This window comes from Microcoleus sp. BR0-C5, assembly GCF_036705045.1.
Taxonomy (GTDB): Bacteria; Cyanobacteriota; Cyanobacteriia; order Cyanobacteriales; family Microcoleaceae; genus Microcoleus.
This window is the reverse complement of record NZ_JAUBTR010000103.1, coordinates 1-18,334: the sequence shown is the minus strand read 5'-3', so window position 1 is coordinate 18,334 and position 18,334 is coordinate 1. Positions and strand designations below refer to the sequence as shown.

The window sequence follows — 18,334 nt, the reverse complement described above, 5'->3', positions numbered from 1 at the left end:
TACCCAGTAATCTCTTCAGGCTTGAATTTTTAAATTTTATAACCATCAATTCTATTTAAAGACCTGCGGAATGTGGGGTTTAAAGCTATCGCTCGATCGAGCTTATTGGGCAATGGAACTTGCCCGCAGCAACGCCAAACGCGACAAAATTTCATGGCAAGCCAGCTTCAAACAAGTAGGAGAAAACGTACAAGTAGCAGTCCATCCAGCCGACATTCCCCCCGGTCAAGTAGCAGCCACTCAATGGAAAAGCCTAGAACCGCAAATTCAAATACATACAGCCATAAACGACAAAGGAGAATCGGAAACAACATTGCTCAACGTCAATGAAAACAACAAAGCCACAGGAAACAAAACAATTCGGCGAGCCATGTTCAACTTCAGAGGTTGCGCTGTTTATAACAGTACCGACGAGTGCGGCCAAACAAACCTACAAGCAAAAGGGAGAATAACACTATTCCATCCCCATTTAAAAAATAGTGAACGGTGTGTCATAATCTCTACTATTTTAGGACATAAGCGCATCTCTCAAAGACAACGCACAGCTAAAGACGGAAGATATTGTTACTAACACGGCGATGAATTATTTTGGGGGTAGGGAAACGGCATTACCGCGTCGTCAATAGCCTTGTTGTCGATACTTATATTCGATGTCAATTCTTGACGCAATATCTCCGATCTAACTCACGCCCAGAGCACCATTCTCGGTTAACAGGCTTTTCGCCCTGTTCCGCAAAGAGTGAATTTTCTTGTGGAACAGGCAGAAAAGCCTGTTCATAAAAGGCTTATTGAGAATGGTGCAACATCTCAGATACAGCCTCTTCCAGGTTCATGAAGTACACACAATCTTGTAGTAAGGATCGCGAATTAAATAACTTACAATTTTAATTGTTATTGTGGGATGGGCGTCCCGCCCGTCCTTTTTGGACAGGCGGGACGCCCATCCCACTTTCAAGAGTGGAAGTTATTTAATTCTCATTCCTAAGTAAGGTGCGTCGCCACCCGTCAATCTGCAAGTTCTATTTAAAAGGTCGCAGATCCGCACCCTACATATTAAAATCACACAACATAAATATAGCGGCTACTGTACCACATCAACGACCGAATATGCTGTATAATCAACTACTTCTTACTCGGCGCAATTTTCTCAATAGAAATCAGCGCCTCCATCACCGACTCCACAATCGGCGCCGCCACCGTACCCCCGGAAGAACCCTCATTAGGCTCATCAATCACCGCCAGCACCACATACCGAGGAGCCTCCACAGGGATTATCCCCACAAAGCTAGTAATAATCGCGTTCTTAGAATAACCCCCACCAGCATTAGCTTTTTGAGCCGTGCCCGTTTTTCCAGCAATCCGATACCCAGGAATTTGTGCAGCTTTCCCCGTACCGCCATCCACCACAGTTTCCATCATTTCTAACACCTGCTTAGTAGTTTCCGGCGAAAAAACCTGCTTTGGAACCGCCCTCGGAAGCTTCCAATAAGCTTCACCTTCCCTATCAAAAAGTCCCCGCACAACGTGAGGAGTCACCAACTTGCCACCATTAGCCAAAGCGCCGTTAAGCTGCACCAACTGCATCGGAGTAATCGAAAAACCTTGCCCAAAAGCCGTAGTAGCAACTTCCACCGGAGAGTTAATAAATTGCTCTCGATTTTTAAGTTGACTGCTTACTTCAAAAGGCAAATCAGTTCCTGCTGTTTGTCCTAGTCCTAGTTTTTCTAAAGCTTGATAGTAAAGAGAAGGTTTCATGGTTCTCATGATGTGCACCATCCCCACATTACTAGAATGTTTCAAAATCTCAGTAACAGTCGAAGGGCCACGCGCTCCAGCTCTTTGGTAATCGGAATTTTGGATAGTCCAGGGATTCATGTAAATCCGACCTTCATCGTTAAACACAGTATTAGGTTTCACCGCACCCGCTTCCAGAGCGATCGCCACATTAATCGCTTTAAAAGTCGAACCAGGCTCATAAACATCAGTTACAGCCCAATTTTTATAGCGCGACAAATCGAAATTAAAATATTGATTCGGGTCATAAGAAGGTTCCGCGACAACTGACAGCAATTCCCCGTTACGGGCATCCATCACAATCACTGTGCCCCGCTTCGCATCGTGTTGCTTCATTTTTTCCTTAAGCGCAATTCGGGCCGCCCTCTGCAAGCGACTGTCGATCGTCAATTGCAATTTCAAGTCATCAAGCTGCACAAATCCCGCCGTCAGCCGATCGGGAACCCAATTCCCATTGCTCGACCTGCTAAACTGAATCGACGGCATCGATCGTTCCAACAAATTCTGCTGGCTGTATTCCACCCCGGCTTGTCCCTTCCGTTCCCCGTCCACATAACCGAGGATATCCGCCGCCAACTCCTGCTGCGGGTAAAAACGCTGCTGCTGACGCAGCAACTCCAAGCCATCCACCAGACTCTCTTTAATTTGCATCCCAGCGACGCGATCGGCAACCTCTTGAGGTAGAGACTCCGCAATTGTAATACCGCTTTCAGCAAGATTAAACCTACGTATCAATTCAGTTTCCGACGTAGTGCCCGGAGTCAGTTCGATCGCCAGCATCGGAGCCAATTTAGCCGCAATTTCCGCCTTCGAGTGGTTAAACAACTTCGGGTGAGCGTAGAGCGTGTACACCTGTCTGTCGATCGCCAAAACATTTCCTGCGCGGTCAACTATCGGGCGTCTCGGTACAAACGGCTTCGTTTTGAGAGTTTGCTGCTGCTCGGCCTGTTTACGCAGCGCCGGAGCTCGCGTCACCTGCAAATAAAACAAATTCACAGCCAGCCCCAGCCCCCCCAGCATCAACACCGCCCACACCGCCCACAAACGGAACTTGCTGCGCTTTAAACGCTCCACCGGTCGCCCCCAAGATGCAGCCGTCTGTTGTGGCGATCGGCCGAAACTGCCGGAATCTCTAGGTTTGGCTGATTTTTCCCACCCAGTACGCGCGGCGAAGCTATCCCGTAGGGAATCGCCCGCCTGTTTTGTGCGTTTGAAATTCGGCGATCTGTAGCGGTCAAAACGGGGGTCGTAGCTCATGGCATTAAAAATTCAATAGCAAGTTAGAGCGTTGTAGAATTGATAATTTATAACTTAAATCTTAAAATATAAAATTCACGACTTGGGAATGAGCAGTCCCTATCAGGGTTTGGATCGCACCTAAAGTTGCATTCTGTTTTTTGAAGTGGTCTTAATTATTTTTAATCTGTAACTTCCGGTGGGAAGCTGAAAATTGATCGCGACTTGCATTCAAAGTCAAAAAGGAAATTAGAGCCTCAAATTCTCAGGCCCTCGGACACTCATGCCCGGAGGGCGCTCTCCGCTTTGACACAGGTTTAATAGCCCAGCGGTGTTTCCACACCGGCTCGATTCAGGAGAGCGGGCTCAGAATTTGGTGCCGCAACGGGCGATCGAGTTTCAGGGGCAGGCTGCAAGAAAATCGTGTCCCCAGGATTCTGCGGAGCCAAACCGGTTTCGGGATTTTGGGCTTCTTTAGCAAGTTGGTGTTTCAAGACTTCGCTAGAAGCACTCAATTGCTGTTCCCGGAGGCGCAGAGTTTCCAGTTTTTGATACTCCTGACTCCAGCGCTGCTCGCCGTAAACTGTCAAGCCGTAGAGACTCAGAGCACCGCCCAAAAGCATAACTGCTACCACTGAGGAGGCGCGCTGTGCCTGCAGGAGCGAGCGCAACCACACTGGCTGCTGCTGGCGATTGGGCAAGACTTTCAGCACCGATGCGGACGATCGAGCAATCGCCTGTTCGTCTGCTGGTGAGTAGTTGGGCAATACCGGCCCTGTCTTCGCCCGCCTAGCTTTGGCAATAGAAGTAACTTTGCTTTTGGCAGCGCCAGCAGCGGGCTTGCGGGTCGATCGGGAGCGAGGAGAATCGGGGGATCTGATAGCAGCGGTCATAAAGTTCACCAATACGTAAAGTGGGGTAGCTTCAGCTTGATTGAGGTTAAGAGTTTTTTGTCTCCCAGATCGCCAGTGGTGGCTATCTGCGTTCGATCGGTTATCCTTACCAAGGATACCTCACAAGCCAACCAACCCATCCTACCACTGGTCTCTTGGACTTCAGGATTTGCCAAAAAAAAGAAATCTTTGCTGGTTAGCGATAATCTATGTGAAATTTATGAATAAATGCAGTATTGTAATCAACGAGCGAATCGTTGAGCTATTCGTGCCAGCATTGTTTCTCAAGTACACTATTCCCTTCCTTGCGATGGGTTTTCAATGTTAAGGAGTTTTTATGAACAAGGGATTAATTCGTTTGACTTTGGTCCTGGGCTTGGCAGTAGCCCTCGGCGCTTGCGGAGGTGATGCCACCACCCCCAGCTCCCCTAGCCCCTCTCCGGGCGGCACTGGCACTACTACTCCCCCTGCTTCTTCTGCATCTCCAAAAGCCACTCCAGGGGCTGGTGCAACTACTACCCCTGCCCCTGCTCCTAAAAAGACTCCCTAACTAGGGCTATCCCGGAGTTGGTTCCCAACGAGCCTAGCCTGGGGGTGAAAAATGGTTCGCTCCTCGCATTTTTTCATCTCATCGGTCTAGGTCTCAAGTTGGGTGGTAGTGATTCTCTGCTGCTTTTACTACTAAAGTTCAGTAAGTCCCCTTAGAGCAGCAAAGTCCGCTGATTCGCTGCGTTACAAGAGCATTCCCTTTCAAATATAAAATTTGACTCCCGGCCTGCGGGTTTTGAAACTCAAGCCTGTGACAGGATGTTTGAGAACATTGCCAGTGCTGGTGTCTCAACTGAATATCAGCCGGAGGCAAGCTGAGGCTTGGATGATCGAAGACTGGCTCGATGAAATCATCGGCATTGGTACTCGATTTGTTGACTACGAGTTTCGCGCCGATGCGGGCAAGCAAATCGACCCGTCTGTTTTGAGCCAGTTTAGTGATTCAATTGGCATCGCGCCAGTTCGGTATTAACCCTGCCTCGGCAAAACTCGCTCCAGTTGCGCCTGAGTGCTGCTTTAAACCTATTGCACCGTCGCTGGTAGGATGGTGCTAGTTTTTTGGTAGGCGATGCCTTGAGCATGGCAGATATTGCTTGCTGCTGTCGCCCTGCTGAGTGCTTTAGCTTTGATTCCTCAATACCGAGTTAAGCATCCTTCGCTGTTTGAGCGTATTGCCCAACTTCACGGGCTTTGTGGGGAAACCCAGCCTCCGGGATGTGAAATTCTACCGATCGGGCGATGCTCCCTGCCTGAAAATTCCAGGTAAACTATTAACTGCTCCCCAACACTTACAGGGTTGACCCTCCGGGAGTGGCAAATCGACAAGAGTTTAAAAATATCCCCTATCACATATAAAAAAATAAGTCAAGGATATTTGGGAAAACATATAAATTTTTCAATTTGTTTTAACTACCAGCCGGGAAGTCCCTCGGTATATTTAGAGGGGACACATCTGAGCGCTGTGCGAAGTACCCCGAATAAATTACGCCCGCGTGATGGAAAGAAGCGTCGGGTGGAGGGACGGAAACCGACAATTAGACTTAGCCACTATGAATTAATCTTCGGAAGTATCTTGATTTTCGATGTACTTCCTAAGTGTTGAAATGGTAATCTTTGGTGTGGCATTTTGGACATACACAAACTATACTATGCAAAGGTCGAAAAAAGAAAGTTAAAAAATGCAACTCACTTACAAATACCGCCTCAAACCCACAAAAGCCCAACTAACAACGATGGTGGCTCACCTAGAGCTCTGTCGTCGGCAGTACAACTACCGACTTGGCGATAGATTTAGGTGGTGGTCAGCCACGAGAACACCTATCAACGCCTGCCCCTTGATTGTTTCGATAGTCCCGATTGAGGAAATTTATCAAAATATTCCTTTGACGAGAGTGCAAACTAGGGATGGTAGAAAAAAGGATGAGTCAGGCAATCCTTTGACCAGGAAAGGTGACGTTTTATCGAACATTGAAGGCGGATATGTACAGTGGCAAACCATACAACTGGCTGACCTGAAAAACACAAAAAAGCTATTTCCTGATTATAAAGTGTTGGATTCTCAGGTTTTGCAAGATGTCGTCAACAGAGTGGAAACTTCCTTTTCAAATTTTATCACGCCCGATAAAAATGGCAATCGTAGAGGCAAGCCCAGATTCAAAGGGCTTCATTACTACAAATCTTTCACTTATCCTCAACTAGACAATCTTGATATTGTCAAGGACGAGCAAAATAGGATTTGTATTGACCTCGCAAAAATAGGTCAAGTACCTATGGTTTTCCACCGTCCAATACCAACAAGGTTCACAGTTAAGACGGGAACAGTTATCAGAGAAGCTGATGGGTGGTATATCTCCCTGACGCTAGAAGATAAAACAGTTCCCGTAACGGTTGCAGAAATTCAACCGACGGTCGAAAATACTGTTGGCATCGATATGGGAATCACTAATTACGTCTATCTTTCCAATGGCGAGAGAGTTGAGAATCCTAGGTTTTTGAGGAAGTCGGCCCAGAAATTGGCAAAACTTCAAGCGAAGTTAGCTAATAGAGTCAAGGGTTCTAAGCCTTGGAAGATTATCAAGGACAAGATTTCCCAACTTCATCAGTTTGTAGCTAGATCCCGATTAGATTTTCAGTTTAAAACTGCACATGAGCTATTCGGTAAATGTGAGGTTTTAGTTGTTGAAGACTTGAGTGTCAAAAAATTAACTAGACGGGCCAAGCCCAAGACTGATATTGAGAATGGTAATTTGGTTTATTTGCCGAACGGTCAGTCAGCTAAAAGTGGCTTGAATAAATCCATGCTTGATGCTGCTCATGGGCAATTCGCCAGCGTCCTAAAATATGTCGCCTGGAAATTGGGTAAAAGCATTTTGTTTGTCTCTCCAAGAGGAACTTCTCAACATTGCTGGAATTGCCTCAACAAAGTACCGAAAGAATTGTCGGAGCGCTGGCATTCTTGTCAATGCGGAGAATCTTTGGATCGAGATAAAAACTCAGCTAAGCTTATAAAGAGAATTGGTCTAAGTTACGAAAGTGGCGGGGGAACTCCGTCACTCAAAAAAGCCTTTGAAAAAAAGGAAAAAGAAGCCTGCGGTCTAACTGTACTCAGTTGACCGTCAGGTTCGTTCACTATTTCTATACTTAGATGTTAGCAGTAAAACCCCAGCTCGGCCGTCGGCAAGGCAACAGCCTGCAGTGTGTGCAAGGACGCGCGCTGGATCTGCAGCAGTCAAGATCGTGCTAATCAGTGGTAGGATCAGCAATCAAAAATGTATCGAAATGTAAAGTGCAGCGCCGCTCTAGGTTTTGAAAGCCATTTAGTTAAAAGATTGAGGTAAGTAGTTTTATGCCCGCGACCGTCCCCTTTGAACAGATTGACCGCATTGTTTGGAATCAGCACCACGATCCATTTGAAGTGCTAGGCCCTCATGCGATCGAAGAAAATGGCAAAAAAGTCTGGGTCGTCCGAGCTTATCTGCCGAATGCGGATGCGGTATCGGTAGTTTTGCCGGAGGCCAGGGCTGAATACTCAATGAAATCAGAGCATCACCCTCACTTTTTTGAATGTACGATCGACACCCCAGAACTAGCAAACTATCAATTGCGGGTCAAAGAAGGGGAACACGAGCGCTTCATCTACGATCCCTACGCCTTTCGATCGCCCAAACTCACAGAATTCGACCAGCACCTATTCTCAGAAGGCAACCACCACCGGATTTACGAAAAGCTAGGGGCGCACCTCACCGAAGTAGACGGCATCACAGGAGTATATTTTGCCGTTTGGGCCCCGAATGCCCGCAATGTCTCTGTTTTAGGAGATTTCAACTATTGGGATGGCCGCAAACATCAAATGCGGAAATCGCAAAACGGCATCTGGGAATTATTTATTCCGGGACTATCCGTGGGAACTTCCTACAAATACGAAGTGAAAAACCAAGACGGACATCCCTACGAAAAGTCCGATCCTTATGGTTTCCAGCAAGAAGTGCGGCCGAAAACAGCATCAATTGTCACGGACTTAGATACCTACACTTGGCACGACAGCGCTTGGATCGAAAAGCGGCGGCACACAGACCCACTGACGCAGCCGATTTCGGTTTACGAATGCCACATCGGTTCTTGGCTGCACGCCGCTACTGACGAACCCGCCGTGCTACCAAATGGGGAAATACAACCCGCCGTGCAGGTTTCGGAACTCAATCCTGGGGCGCGCTTTCTGACTTACCGGGAATTAGCCGATCGGCTGATACCCTACGTCAAAGATTTGGGATTCACCCACATCGAAATGCTGCCCATCGCCGAACATCCTTTCGACGGTTCTTGGGGCTATCAAGTCACCGGTTATTTCGCCCCAACTTCCCGCTACGGCACACCTGAAGATTTCATGTATTTTGTTGACCAGTGCCACGCCAACGGCATTGGCGTACTGGTGGACTGGGTACCAGGACATTTCCCCAAAGACGGCCACGGCTTGGCTTTCTTTGATGGAACTCACTTGTACGAACACGCCGACCCCCGCAAGGGCGAACACAAAGAGTGGGGAACCCTAGTATTTAACTACGGTCGCAACGAAGTGCGGAATTTCCTAGTATCAAACGCTCTGTTCTGGTTTGACAAGTACCACATCGACGGGATTCGCGTAGATGCGGTGGCCTCGATGCTTTATTTGGATTACTGCCGCGAACCGGGAGAATGGCTGACCAACCAGTACGGGGGACGGGAAAATATCGAGGCGGCAGATTTTCTGCGTCAGGCGAATCACGTCATTTTTAGCTATTTCCCAGGTGCGCTGTCGATCGCCGAAGAATCTACCTCTTGGCCGATGGTCTCTTGGCCGACCTATGTAGGCGGTTTGGGCTTCAACCTGAAGTGGAACATGGGTTGGATGCACGATATGCTCGACTATTACCACATGGACCCGTGGTTCCGCCAGTTCCACCAGAACAACATAACTTTCAGTATGTGGTACAACCACAGCGAGAATTTCATGCTGGCTTTGTCCCACGATGAAGTAGTGCACGGCAAAGCCCACATCATCGGGAAAATGCCAGGGGACGAATGGCAAAAGTTTGCCAACGTGCGGTGTTTGTTTACTTTTATGTTTGCTCATCCCGGAAAGAAAACGATCTTTATGGGGATGGAGTTCGGCCAGTGGCACGAGTGGAACGTTTGGGGGGATTTGCAGTGGCAGTTGCTGCAATTCGAGCCGCACCAAAAGTTGAAGCTGTTTTTTAAGGATTTGAACCATTTGTACCGCAGCGAAACGGCACTTTACAGTCAAGATTTTGCTGAGGATGGGTTTGAGTGGATTGATTGCAGCGACAATCGACACAGCGTCGTGGCATTTGTGCGCCGAGAGAAGGATGGCGACGAGTTTGTGGTGACGGTGTGCAATTTTACGCCGCAGCCGCACTCTCACTATCGCGTAGGAGTGCCGGAACCAGGTTTCTATACGGAGTTGTTTAACAGCGACGCGCGGGAATACGGCGGTAGCAATATGGGGAATTTGGGGGGCAAGTGGACTGAGGAGTGGTGGTTCCACAACAGTGCTTATTCGATCGACTTGTGTTTGCCACCTTTGGGGGTGTTGATTTTAAAGCTCGATCGGGAAAAAACAACAGCAAAATCTCAAGAGTTTTAAGTTGTGAGTCATGAGAGTTTTGAGTTAAACATCAAAACTTTATTAAACCTAAAAATTTGAGGGTATTTAGAAACCCGGTTTCTTGGACAAACCGGGTTTTTTCTGTTTTGTTGTTGCGAAAAAAGGAAGTTCTGCAACGGATTCGCTTTCTTCGGATTTAAGGAGTTTAATATTAATTCCGGTTGCATCGGAATGATTTAACCGCAGAGTACGCAGAGATCGCAGATTCAAAGAAGAGAGAGATGAATAATTTCGATGCACACGGAAAGGATATAATAACTCTTCTAAATACTTAGGCTACCCCTCGAGTCCGATCGGCGGGGGAACCGCGAGGGTATAAGTTCCAAATACTACCGCTAGGCGAGCTTACCTCTTACCAATTTTTAATTTCTAGTATCGGAAGCGCCAAGATTATAAGAAACTTTTGACGGCTCAACTGTTACTACTTCCGAAAGAGATTGTTCTGTCGTTACCTCTAAAGCTGGCAGTGGTAGATGCTTCATTTCCCAAACTTTCAGCAAAATTAGATATTCATAAAAAGCTTGCAGTGTGCACCAAGCCAATCCCGCTTGGCCGTCAAGAAATCCGCCGAGTAAAATATACATATAGAAAAAGCGCACCACAGGCCGCAAAGGCAAGCGCAAAGAAAAATCTTTCAAAGCGCGACGCCTTTCCACCTCCGACGCGCCAAACAATAAACCCCACCAATTTACTTGACCTGCTTCTAATTGACGGAGAGTTTCAGCCGCCTCGTCAGTCGAGTAGCGGTTGTGCTTTTCAATCCAGCGGGAAAGACCTTTGCTGCAAGTATAGTGAGGGTAAGTTTCCTTCAAAAAGTGAGTAGGCCCGTTGCAGACTTCGCGTTCAGTGTGACCGTAGTCAGTAAACCACACTCTGTCTTTGCGAAAGAGGCGCATTTGATAGCGGGGATATTGAGTGCTGCGGCGAATCCAGCGCTCCATAAATATTACTTTTTCAGCTACGTAATAGCCGATATATTCTTGACTTTCGATCGCCTTTAAGCATTCAGCAAACAGTGCAGGCGTCATCCGCTCGTCAGCTTCGAGGATGTAAACCCATTCGTACTTGCACGGGACTTCTTGGAGCATCCAAGTCCGCTGGCGTCCGTGAGTTTCAAAGCGGTGCTGTACAGTTTGCACGGCATAGTTCTGAACAATCTCAAGGGTGCGATCGGTGCTGAAAGAATCAACTACAATGATATCGTCACAAAGCAGTGCCGATTCAATGCAAGCGGCGATATCAATCTCTTCGTTGTAAGTCAGAATATAAATTGAGAACATTCCCAGCTTTCAGTAAGGGCAAACTATTGGGTAAACAAACTATTTCTCAGGGATGTCTCGACCAGCGCTATCCCTGCCAGCGCCGGTCAATTTTTGCGGCGGCCGAACCGCAGAATTCCCATACTTCTCAATCCCGTCCAACCAACAGTAATGTAGCCTATCGCTAACAGCAAACTGTTGATTCCCGTCTGCAAACTCGAATTTCTCGATCGAGTTCTTAACTCTTTCTCTTTTTGTTGCTTGCGGGTGCGAATCTCGTTGCGAGCTTGAGTGGGAAGTGATTGAGCTTGCTGTTCGAGGAACTTGTCGAGGGCTTTCGGGTCATTTTTCGACTCCTCAAGCACAGCTTTCAATTCCTTGGGAACCTCTGGACTCTTGAGTGCTTGTTGCAGCTTCCCGTCGTCTTGCAGCAGCGCCCCTATCTGGCTGCGACGCTCGCTTTTGAGCTGTTCTACCTGAGCTTTAAATTGAGGGCTTTTAAGTTGTGCCTCAAGTTGACCTTCCGCTTGTCCCGCTTCTTGATCGACTTGAGCCAGAGCATCCTTGAGTTCCAAACGAGTATTGTTGAGGTGAACGGGAACCAGAGATAGGTAAACTAGACCTAACAAGCTGGAAATCAACAGCGCCCAGAATCGCAAGTCCAGCCAAACGTTGCGTCGCTCAATAGAGACTCCACTGCTGCTGTCCACCCAAAAGCCAGTCATCAGGAGGGCGATACCGATCAAAGGAATAATGCCCTTGTCAACTATCTGAGTTGCAGCAGTCAACTGCCAGCCTCGATTGAGAAGGTCTGAAGTTTCTCCCGGCAGCGACAGAACAATGCAGTCAAGCAAAGCAGAGAGAATTAAGATAATCCCGACTACTTTGAGAGTTCGAGCAGCTACTGAAGAAAATTGACGGCTATTACTTGCTTTCATAATTCGTGTTAGATAATTCTACACCTTTAGATTCAAGGGGGTAGTTGAGTGGATTTTGTTGAAGGAGTTAAGCTATTTTCCACCAAAATAGCTGCTTCGGGTACCGAACTCGACTTTCCTCTGGGTTTTCACAGGCTGCGGTTGCGACCCAAAAGGTCGAGTTTCTGCACAGCTATGCAGAGTTGGACACAGGAGGCTGTACGCTTCTGGGGTGGCTGTAAAGCTTGGTCAAGATTGCGCCCAGAAACTGCTGCAAGCAACTGCTGGCTTCTTCTATAGTCTGACGAATCCAGCGTAAAGATGAGCTCTGCACACTGGGGTTCCTGGTTTTAACTAGCTTTCGCTCGCGTGGCCGTGCCAGAAATAATAGACACAGGAGGAGCGCGTTTCGTAGGGTTTCACCCCCTAGGGATCTCACTCCCCGATCGCCTGCCCGATGCGGTGGAACTCTCATCCCTTGTCTTATAGTAATTGATATAAGAGAGGGCGGGAATAAATAATTGTTTACCAACCTTTTTCACCTCCAATTACCAGCAGCAGGATATGGAAGTTACCGATAAAAGACTAGCTGTTTTTTACCTAAAAATTATGTTTTCAAAATCTGCTTCAATCTCGGTAATTTTTACTTATTTATTCTGTCTAAACAGTTACCCGTTACTAATTAATAGTTGCTTAACAGCAACTATTAATTAGTGGGAAAATGGACTGATATATTTTTTAATAACGAAAGTGCAAAGCATCACATTTTTTGGTAGGATAATTTTGATATCTGTTCAAATTGGGTGGTAATGACTGCAATGATTTCTGATGTTTATACGTTGAGAGAACTTGAAAGATCGATCGCATCCGATCCGGACAAGTGGCGTCCGATCGTGTTTACTAACGGGTGCTTCGATATCCTGCACTGCGGTCACGTCCGCTATTTGCAGGCGGCAAAAAATTTGGGGCGATCGCTGGTGGTGGGATTGAATAGCGACGCCAGCGTGCAAGCTATCAAACCGCAGCAGCCGGGATTGCCACCCCGCCCGATCATACCGGAAAATCAGCGAGCCGAAGTGTTAGCAGCCCTCAAACCAGTAGACGCCGTAGTAATTTTTTCCGAAATTACAGCAACTAAACTGATAAATATCCTGAAGCCGGATATATACGTTAAAGGAGGCGACTATCAAGTCGAAACTCTGCCGGAAGCACCGGCAGTTATCGGCGGAGGTGGCAAGATTTCCTTGATCGAAATAGAAGTTCCGAGTTCTACCAGTGCGATCGTCAAACGCATTTTACAATTAGGTACTTAACCCTCGATCGCAAACAGCAAACAGTGAGCTAAACTCAGAAGTTGCCCCATCAAAAAACACGCTTGGTGCGCTCGCTCGTACAACTTCATCCCAATTGCTAAGCAGGAGATAATTTTAATGGAACTCACAAGCAATAACACGATCGCGGAAATCCTACAAAGACACAAAGCAGAGTTACTAGCAGACTGGCTCAAAGAACTGCAAAATACCGGGCTGCGGCGGGACGACTTGATGAGAGCCAAAGAATTGCGCTCCGAGTGTCAAGAGTTCTTGCAATTGCTCCACATTGCAGTCGGGCAGGGTAACTTTAGCGACATCCAGACACCCGAATGGGAAAATATGCGGGTGCTGCTAGCAGAAGTTTCGCGATCGCGCGTTCAGAGAGGCTTTACTCCCTCAGAGATAGCGAGTTTCATTTTATGCTTCAAAAAGCCATTGTTCGATCGGCTGTGTCATGAACTAACAGAAAACCGCGACGCACTTGTCGAACAACTTTGGCTTTCCACCAGTTTATTAGACCAGCTTGGTCTTTGGGTGACAGAAATTTTTCTCAAAGCTCGCGAAGAAGTCATCGAACGCCAGCAGCAAGAAATGCTTGAATTGTCAACACCCGTAGTCAAACTTTGGCAAGGCATTCTCGCTTTACCCATGATCGGGACTCTCGACAGTGCCCGCACTCAAATAGTAATGGAAACTCTGTTGCAGGAAATCATGGAAAGTGGCTCAGAATTTGCGATTTTAGACATTACAGGCGTGCCGACTGTTGACACTTTAGTTGCTCAACATTTATTAAAAACTGTAGCAGCCGCCCGTTTAATGGGTACTGAGTGCATCATCAGTGGCATTCGCCCGCAAATAGCTCAAACCATAGTTCACTTGGGAGTTGACTTGCAGGATATTCTCACAAAAGCTACTTTAGCAGATGCTTTTAAAGTCGCATTGCAGCGCCAAGGTTTAACTATAAAAAATCTTAAAGAGGAAAGATAAACATATTGCAGTCTGAGATGAAAATTCAAGTAAAGCTTAACACATAGGTGAATTTGTGGAACGAATACCGATCCTTCAAATGGGAGAATTTTTGCTAGTAACAATTCAAGTAGATATGCACGATCGCTTAGCAATGACGCTGCAAGATGACCTGACGAACCGCATCGTCAAAACAGGTGTAAAAGGTGTTTTAATAGAAATTTCTTCCCTAGAAATCGTTGATTCTTTTATCGGTAGAATTATCAACAATATCGCTAGTATGTCGCGAATTTTAGATGCGGAGACAGTTGTGGTCGGTATGCAGCCAGCCGTTGCTATTACGCTCGTTGAGTTGGGGCTTTCCCTGACAGGAGTTCGCACAGCTTTAAGCGTTGAAAAGGGCATGATTTTGTTAAGAAAATCCTTGGGTTTGTCTCTTGACGAGCAAGCTTAAGCAGTCGATTAATTGTCCCCTGACTGAGGCACAGGCAGTCAAGAAACCTAGTTTGTTTGTAGATACCTTCTTGACAAACCGAAGATTTCTTAGGACAGGGCTTACGCACTCAAGGGGGTTAACTCAAGGGTTTGAGATTCCTGCACAATCTTCTCTTTTGAGAGAAAATCGTAGTAAGTGCGTAAGTCCTATTAAGAGAAACTAAGTTGATGATCGTAAGTCCTATATTTTGGGGAGAAGTTCTATTTTGGTACAGTAGCCGCCATGTCAAAACGTGAGACACTAGAAATCCGATCGTCATCCGATATAGTCCACGTCCGACAGCAAGTGCGAACTTGGGCTGTAGCAATGGGATTCGGTTTACTAGACCAAACTAAAATCGTTACCGCAGCCAGCGAACTCGCCCGTAATACTGTAGAGTACGGCAAAGGGGGAACTGTAACTCTCGAAACACTGCAATTAGGCACCCGCAAAGGGCTACGGCTGATATTTGAAGACAAGGGGCCGGGAATTCCAGACATCGAATTGGCTATGACTGACGGTTATACTTCTAATCAGGGTTTGGGTTTGGGGCTCAGTGGTTCTAAGCGGTTGATGCACGAATTTGAGATTGTTTCCAAAGTGGGTAAGGGGACTAAAATTGCGATCGTCCGCTGGCGGTGAGTAAGTAATACGATGTGAGAGTTGAGATTTTAGATTACAGCATTGGGAAGGAGTGAAAGCATCCAGGATACAAGCCACCGAATTCATCCGTCCAGAAATAAAAAACCTGTATCCGATAAAGGAGCCCCCGAATTTATCCGTGGGTTCAATGCTTCAATTCTAAAATCTAAAATCTAAAATCTAAAATCTAAAATCGATTGACTGAGGACGATCGGGGTTTGGAGCTTGCGTATAGTTGTATTATTTTTTAAATTGGTATAAAGAGTAACCAGCAAAGCCAAGAAGTGATTCTTGGAATCCCACACCATACCCGGAGAGGGTTGGCGTATGGAGGATTTCATTATGAGAACTGATAAAAAATGATAGATGCCGTAGCCTTGCCCGTAACAGAAGAAAGTCAAGTCGGAGAAGCGCGGCGAATCGCAGTCGCCCTGGCGGCCGAAGTCGAATTTAACGATACCGATCGCGGTAAAGTGGCAATTGTTACCACGGAAGCAGCAAAAAACCTGGTCAAGCACGCCCGCGAAGGAGAACTTTTGCTGCGAACATTAAAAACAGCGGCAGGATATAGCATTGAAATAGTAGCGCTAGACCGGGGGCAAGGAATGGCAAATGTCGCGCTGTGTATGCGGGACGGTTTTTCTACAGCGGGAAGCCCTGGAACTGGACTGGGGGCAATTAAACGCCTCTCTACTTTTTTTGATATTCATTCTGTACCAAAACAGGGGACAGCCTTATTAGCGCGGCTGGAACCGACCCAAAATAGCCGGGAAGCATCCCAAAACAGCAATTACTTGGAATTTGGGGCCGTCCACTTACCGAAAGCAGGAGAGCAAATTTGCGGCGATTCCTGGGCGGCAGAAAATCACTGTGAGAAAAACCTGATTTTAGTTGCAGACGGGCTCGGCTACGGGGATTTGGCCCAGGAAGCGTCTCAGGAAGCAGTGCGGGTATTTGAGGAAAACGCCAAACTCGGGCCGAAAGCAATTTTAGAGAAGGCGCACGCTGCTTTAAAAAATACCAGAGGAGCGGCTGCGGCGATCGCCCAAATCGATCGTACCCAACAAACAGTTTGTTTTGCCGGAATTGGCAACATCAGCGGTGTAGTTGTCACAGATAACCAAAGCCGTAGCATGGTTTCCTACAACGGCACAGTTGGACATATGATGCGAAAAGTAGCAGAATTTGTCTATCCTTGGTCGCAGCAGTCCCTACTCATCATGCACTCCGACGGTTTGGCGGGGCAGTGGAATTTAAACCGCTACCCGGGTTTAGCCTCCAGACATCCTGCTTTAATCGCAGCCGTGCTCTACCGGGACTTCAAACGCACTCGCGATGACATGACAGTTATAGTAGCCAAGGTGAGAGAAGCAGCGTGAGTTATCCAATCCTGACGACGGAAGTCCGTTTTGAACAAGACATCGTACAAGTACGCCAAAGAGCTCGCCAAATTGCTAAAGGGCTGGGATTCGATTCCCAAGTACAAACTCGCATCGCCACAGCAGTTTCCGAAATTGCCCGCAATGCTTTCAAATATGCAGGCGGTGGCAAAGTAGAATTCATTGTAGAAGGGGAATCGCCCCAAATTTTTCGGACTCGGATTTCCGACACGGGGCCGGGAATTGCTGATTTACCGGCTGTGTTAAGCCCCAATTTTCGATCGCAAACCGGCGCGGGACTCGGTTTAGCAGCAGCGAAACGGTTGATGGACGAAGTGAAAATCGACTCTCGGCCCGATCGCGGAACGGCTGTACAATTAATTAAACAGTTTTCCAAAAATATGCCGGCGCTGAGTGCGATCGAACTAAATCAATTAGTTGACAAACTAGCGCGCCAAATTCCCGAAGATCCCTATGCCGAAATTCAGCAACAAAATCAAGAATTACTACGCACTTTAGACGAACTCCGCCAGCGTCAAGAAGAACTCGTACAATTAAATCAACAACTAGAAGATACCAATCGCGGAGTCCTGGCACTTTACGCTGAATTGAACGATAAAGCCGAATCTCTCCGGCGCGCCAGCGAACTCAAGACGAGCTTTCTCTCCAATATGAGCCACGAGTTTCGCACTCCGCTAACGGCAATTATGAGCCTTTCCGAAATATTGTTAAATCGCCTCGACGGAGAACTTTCCGCCGAACAGGACAAGCAAGTAAATTACATTTACAAATCTGCCGAGTCTCTCGCAGAACTTGTCAACGACTCGTTAGATTTAGCCAAAGTCGAAGCCGGAAAACTAACTGTTCGCTTGGCTGATTTTGAAGTCGAAGATTTGTTCAGCGCCCTGCGAGGAATGATGCGCCCCCTGCTTCCCCAAAACTCTGCCGTTTCTATAATTTTTGAAGATCCTCTAGAACTTCCAATCCTCACAAATGACGAGGGAAAAGTTTCTCAGATTTTGCGAAATCTGATTTCTAATGCCCTCAAATTTACCGAAGCAGGTGAAGTTCGAGTTGCTGCGGAAATAGGAGAGGAGGGAACAGTTACTTTTTCAGTAGCAGATACGGGCATCGGCATTCCCCCAGCCGACCAAAGGCGGATTTTTGAAGAATTTGTCCAACTCGAAAACCCCTTGCAGAAGGGCGTCAAAGGCACGGGATTGGGATTGTCTCTGTGCAAAAAACTGGCGGAATTTCTAGGGGGAAGTATTGAAATAACAAGTTCACCCGGAGTGGGTTCGACTTTTTTTGTCACACTGCCAATTCTGTATCCGGGAGAGGAAGAAAACCCTTTGGAAATGTCCCCTGCTAAGGCAGATGAAATACCGCTGACAAGCGCAAATTCTCGTAGCTTGCGGGGTTCCGGGCGATCGCCAGCGGCGGATTCAGCAGCCAAAGTTTTGATTGGGGAGGATGAAGATAGTTTTTCGGTATTTGCTGAAAAATTTGCTGGCAGAAATTCCTTGTACTGCGATATAAACACCCACGGTGCGGCAAAATTGCGATCGGCGGCTCTTTGAGCAACCGATCGCAATTTTTATCGACATTATGATACTGACCGAAAGCATCCAGGATACAAGCCCCCGGATTCCTCCGTGGGGTCAATGCTTCAATTCTAACCCACATTCCGCAGTTCTGGCTTTGATGACTAAGGATTTTCATACCTTCACTGTAGGAAAAATATCTGTGC

16 protein-coding genes are annotated in these 18,334 nt (G+C 47.1%); 11 read left to right on the top strand and 5 right to left on the bottom strand.

The annotated features are described in order from the left end of the window. The first annotated feature begins 70 nt into the window (after nucleotides 1-70). Nucleotides 71-571, top strand: coding sequence for a transcriptional regulator (locus tag QUB08_RS29140; RefSeq protein ID WP_333229415.1), 501 nt, complete (start codon nucleotides 71-73; stop codon nucleotides 569-571). A gap of 551 nt (nucleotides 572-1,122) precedes the next feature. Here the strand turns inward: QUB08_RS29140 and QUB08_RS29135 are convergent. Beyond that, nucleotides 1,123-3,051, bottom strand: a complete 1,929-nt coding sequence (locus QUB08_RS29135; RefSeq protein WP_333229413.1) for a penicillin-binding protein 2 — start codon at nucleotides 3,049-3,051, stop codon at nucleotides 1,123-1,125. A gap of 296 nt (nucleotides 3,052-3,347) precedes the next feature. After that, complete coding sequence (locus QUB08_RS29130; protein WP_333229412.1) at nucleotides 3,348-3,923, bottom strand: hypothetical protein; 576 nt, start codon at nucleotides 3,921-3,923, stop codon at nucleotides 3,348-3,350. Nucleotides 3,924-4,260: 337 nt separating this feature from the next. Here QUB08_RS29130 and QUB08_RS29125 point away from each other — a divergent pair, with 337 nt between their 5' ends. From QUB08_RS29125 to glgB, 4 genes are all read left to right on the top strand, one after another. Beyond that, on the top strand, nucleotides 4,261-4,473 hold the full coding sequence (locus tag QUB08_RS29125; RefSeq protein WP_333229410.1) for a serine protease: 213 nt from the start codon (nucleotides 4,261-4,263) through the stop codon (nucleotides 4,471-4,473). Between the two features lie 213 nt (nucleotides 4,474-4,686). Continuing rightward, nucleotides 4,687-4,944 carry a hypothetical protein gene (locus tag QUB08_RS29120; RefSeq protein ID WP_333229408.1) on the top strand — a complete coding sequence of 86 codons (258 nt, stop codon included), beginning with the start codon at nucleotides 4,687-4,689 and terminating at the stop codon, nucleotides 4,942-4,944. Nucleotides 4,945-5,650: 706 nt separating this feature from the next. Beyond that, a complete protein-coding gene (locus QUB08_RS29115) occupies nucleotides 5,651-7,084 on the top strand; it encodes a transposase (protein ID WP_333229406.1) in 1,434 nt (477 codons plus the stop codon). A gap of 233 nt (nucleotides 7,085-7,317) precedes the next feature. Then, a complete protein-coding gene (gene glgB, locus QUB08_RS29110; protein ID WP_333229404.1) occupies nucleotides 7,318-9,612 on the top strand; it encodes a 1,4-alpha-glucan branching enzyme in 2,295 nt (764 codons plus the stop codon). Nucleotides 9,613-9,995: 383 nt separating this feature from the next. Here the strand turns inward: glgB and QUB08_RS29105 are convergent, their stop codons facing one another. The 3 genes from QUB08_RS29105 to QUB08_RS29095 all read right to left on the bottom strand — a co-directional run bounded on the left by QUB08_RS29105 (nucleotide 9,996) and on the right by QUB08_RS29095 (nucleotide 12,143). Next, the gene (locus tag QUB08_RS29105; RefSeq protein WP_333229402.1) at nucleotides 9,996-10,913 is read right to left on the bottom strand and encodes a glycosyltransferase family 2 protein; all 918 of its coding nucleotides are present in this window, start codon (nucleotides 10,911-10,913) and stop codon (nucleotides 9,996-9,998) included. Between the two features lie 86 nt (nucleotides 10,914-10,999). Next, on the bottom strand, nucleotides 11,000-11,830 hold the full coding sequence (hpsJ-B, locus tag QUB08_RS29100; RefSeq protein ID WP_333148063.1) for a hormogonium polysaccharide biosynthesis protein HpsJ: 831 nt from the start codon (nucleotides 11,828-11,830) through the stop codon (nucleotides 11,000-11,002). A gap of 172 nt (nucleotides 11,831-12,002) precedes the next feature. Next, nucleotides 12,003-12,143: a hypothetical protein gene (locus tag QUB08_RS29095; protein WP_333229400.1), complete on the bottom strand. Its 141-nt coding sequence runs from the start codon at nucleotides 12,141-12,143 to the stop codon at nucleotides 12,003-12,005. Between the two features lie 475 nt (nucleotides 12,144-12,618). Between QUB08_RS29095 and rfaE2 the strand changes: the two genes are divergently transcribed. The 6 genes from rfaE2 to QUB08_RS29065 all read left to right on the top strand — a co-directional run bounded on the left by rfaE2 (nucleotide 12,619) and on the right by QUB08_RS29065 (nucleotide 18,164). Beyond that, on the top strand, nucleotides 12,619-13,122 hold the full coding sequence (gene rfaE2 / locus QUB08_RS29090) for a D-glycero-beta-D-manno-heptose 1-phosphate adenylyltransferase (RefSeq protein WP_333229398.1): 504 nt from the start codon (nucleotides 12,619-12,621) through the stop codon (nucleotides 13,120-13,122). Nucleotides 13,123-13,239: 117 nt separating this feature from the next. Continuing rightward, nucleotides 13,240-14,109 (top strand): STAS domain-containing protein, encoded by an 870-nt coding sequence (locus tag QUB08_RS29085; RefSeq protein ID WP_333229397.1) that lies wholly within the window; start codon nucleotides 13,240-13,242, stop codon nucleotides 14,107-14,109. A 55-nt stretch (nucleotides 14,110-14,164) separates the two neighbouring features. Continuing rightward, a complete protein-coding gene (locus QUB08_RS29080; RefSeq protein ID WP_333081356.1) occupies nucleotides 14,165-14,542 on the top strand; it encodes an STAS domain-containing protein in 378 nt (125 codons plus the stop codon). Between the two features lie 264 nt (nucleotides 14,543-14,806). Then, the gene (locus tag QUB08_RS29075) at nucleotides 14,807-15,205 is read left to right on the top strand and encodes an anti-sigma regulatory factor (protein WP_333210020.1); all 399 of its coding nucleotides are present in this window, start codon (nucleotides 14,807-14,809) and stop codon (nucleotides 15,203-15,205) included. Between the two features lie 359 nt (nucleotides 15,206-15,564). Beyond that, nucleotides 15,565-16,584, top strand: coding sequence for an ATP-binding SpoIIE family protein phosphatase (locus QUB08_RS29070; RefSeq protein ID WP_333229395.1), 1,020 nt, complete (start codon nucleotides 15,565-15,567; stop codon nucleotides 16,582-16,584). Further along, nucleotides 16,581-18,164: an ATP-binding protein gene (locus QUB08_RS29065; protein WP_333229393.1), complete on the top strand. Its 1,584-nt coding sequence runs from the start codon at nucleotides 16,581-16,583 to the stop codon at nucleotides 18,162-18,164. The genes QUB08_RS29070 and QUB08_RS29065 overlap by 4 nt, the downstream gene beginning before the upstream one ends. Nucleotides 18,165-18,334: the final 170 nt, after the last annotated feature.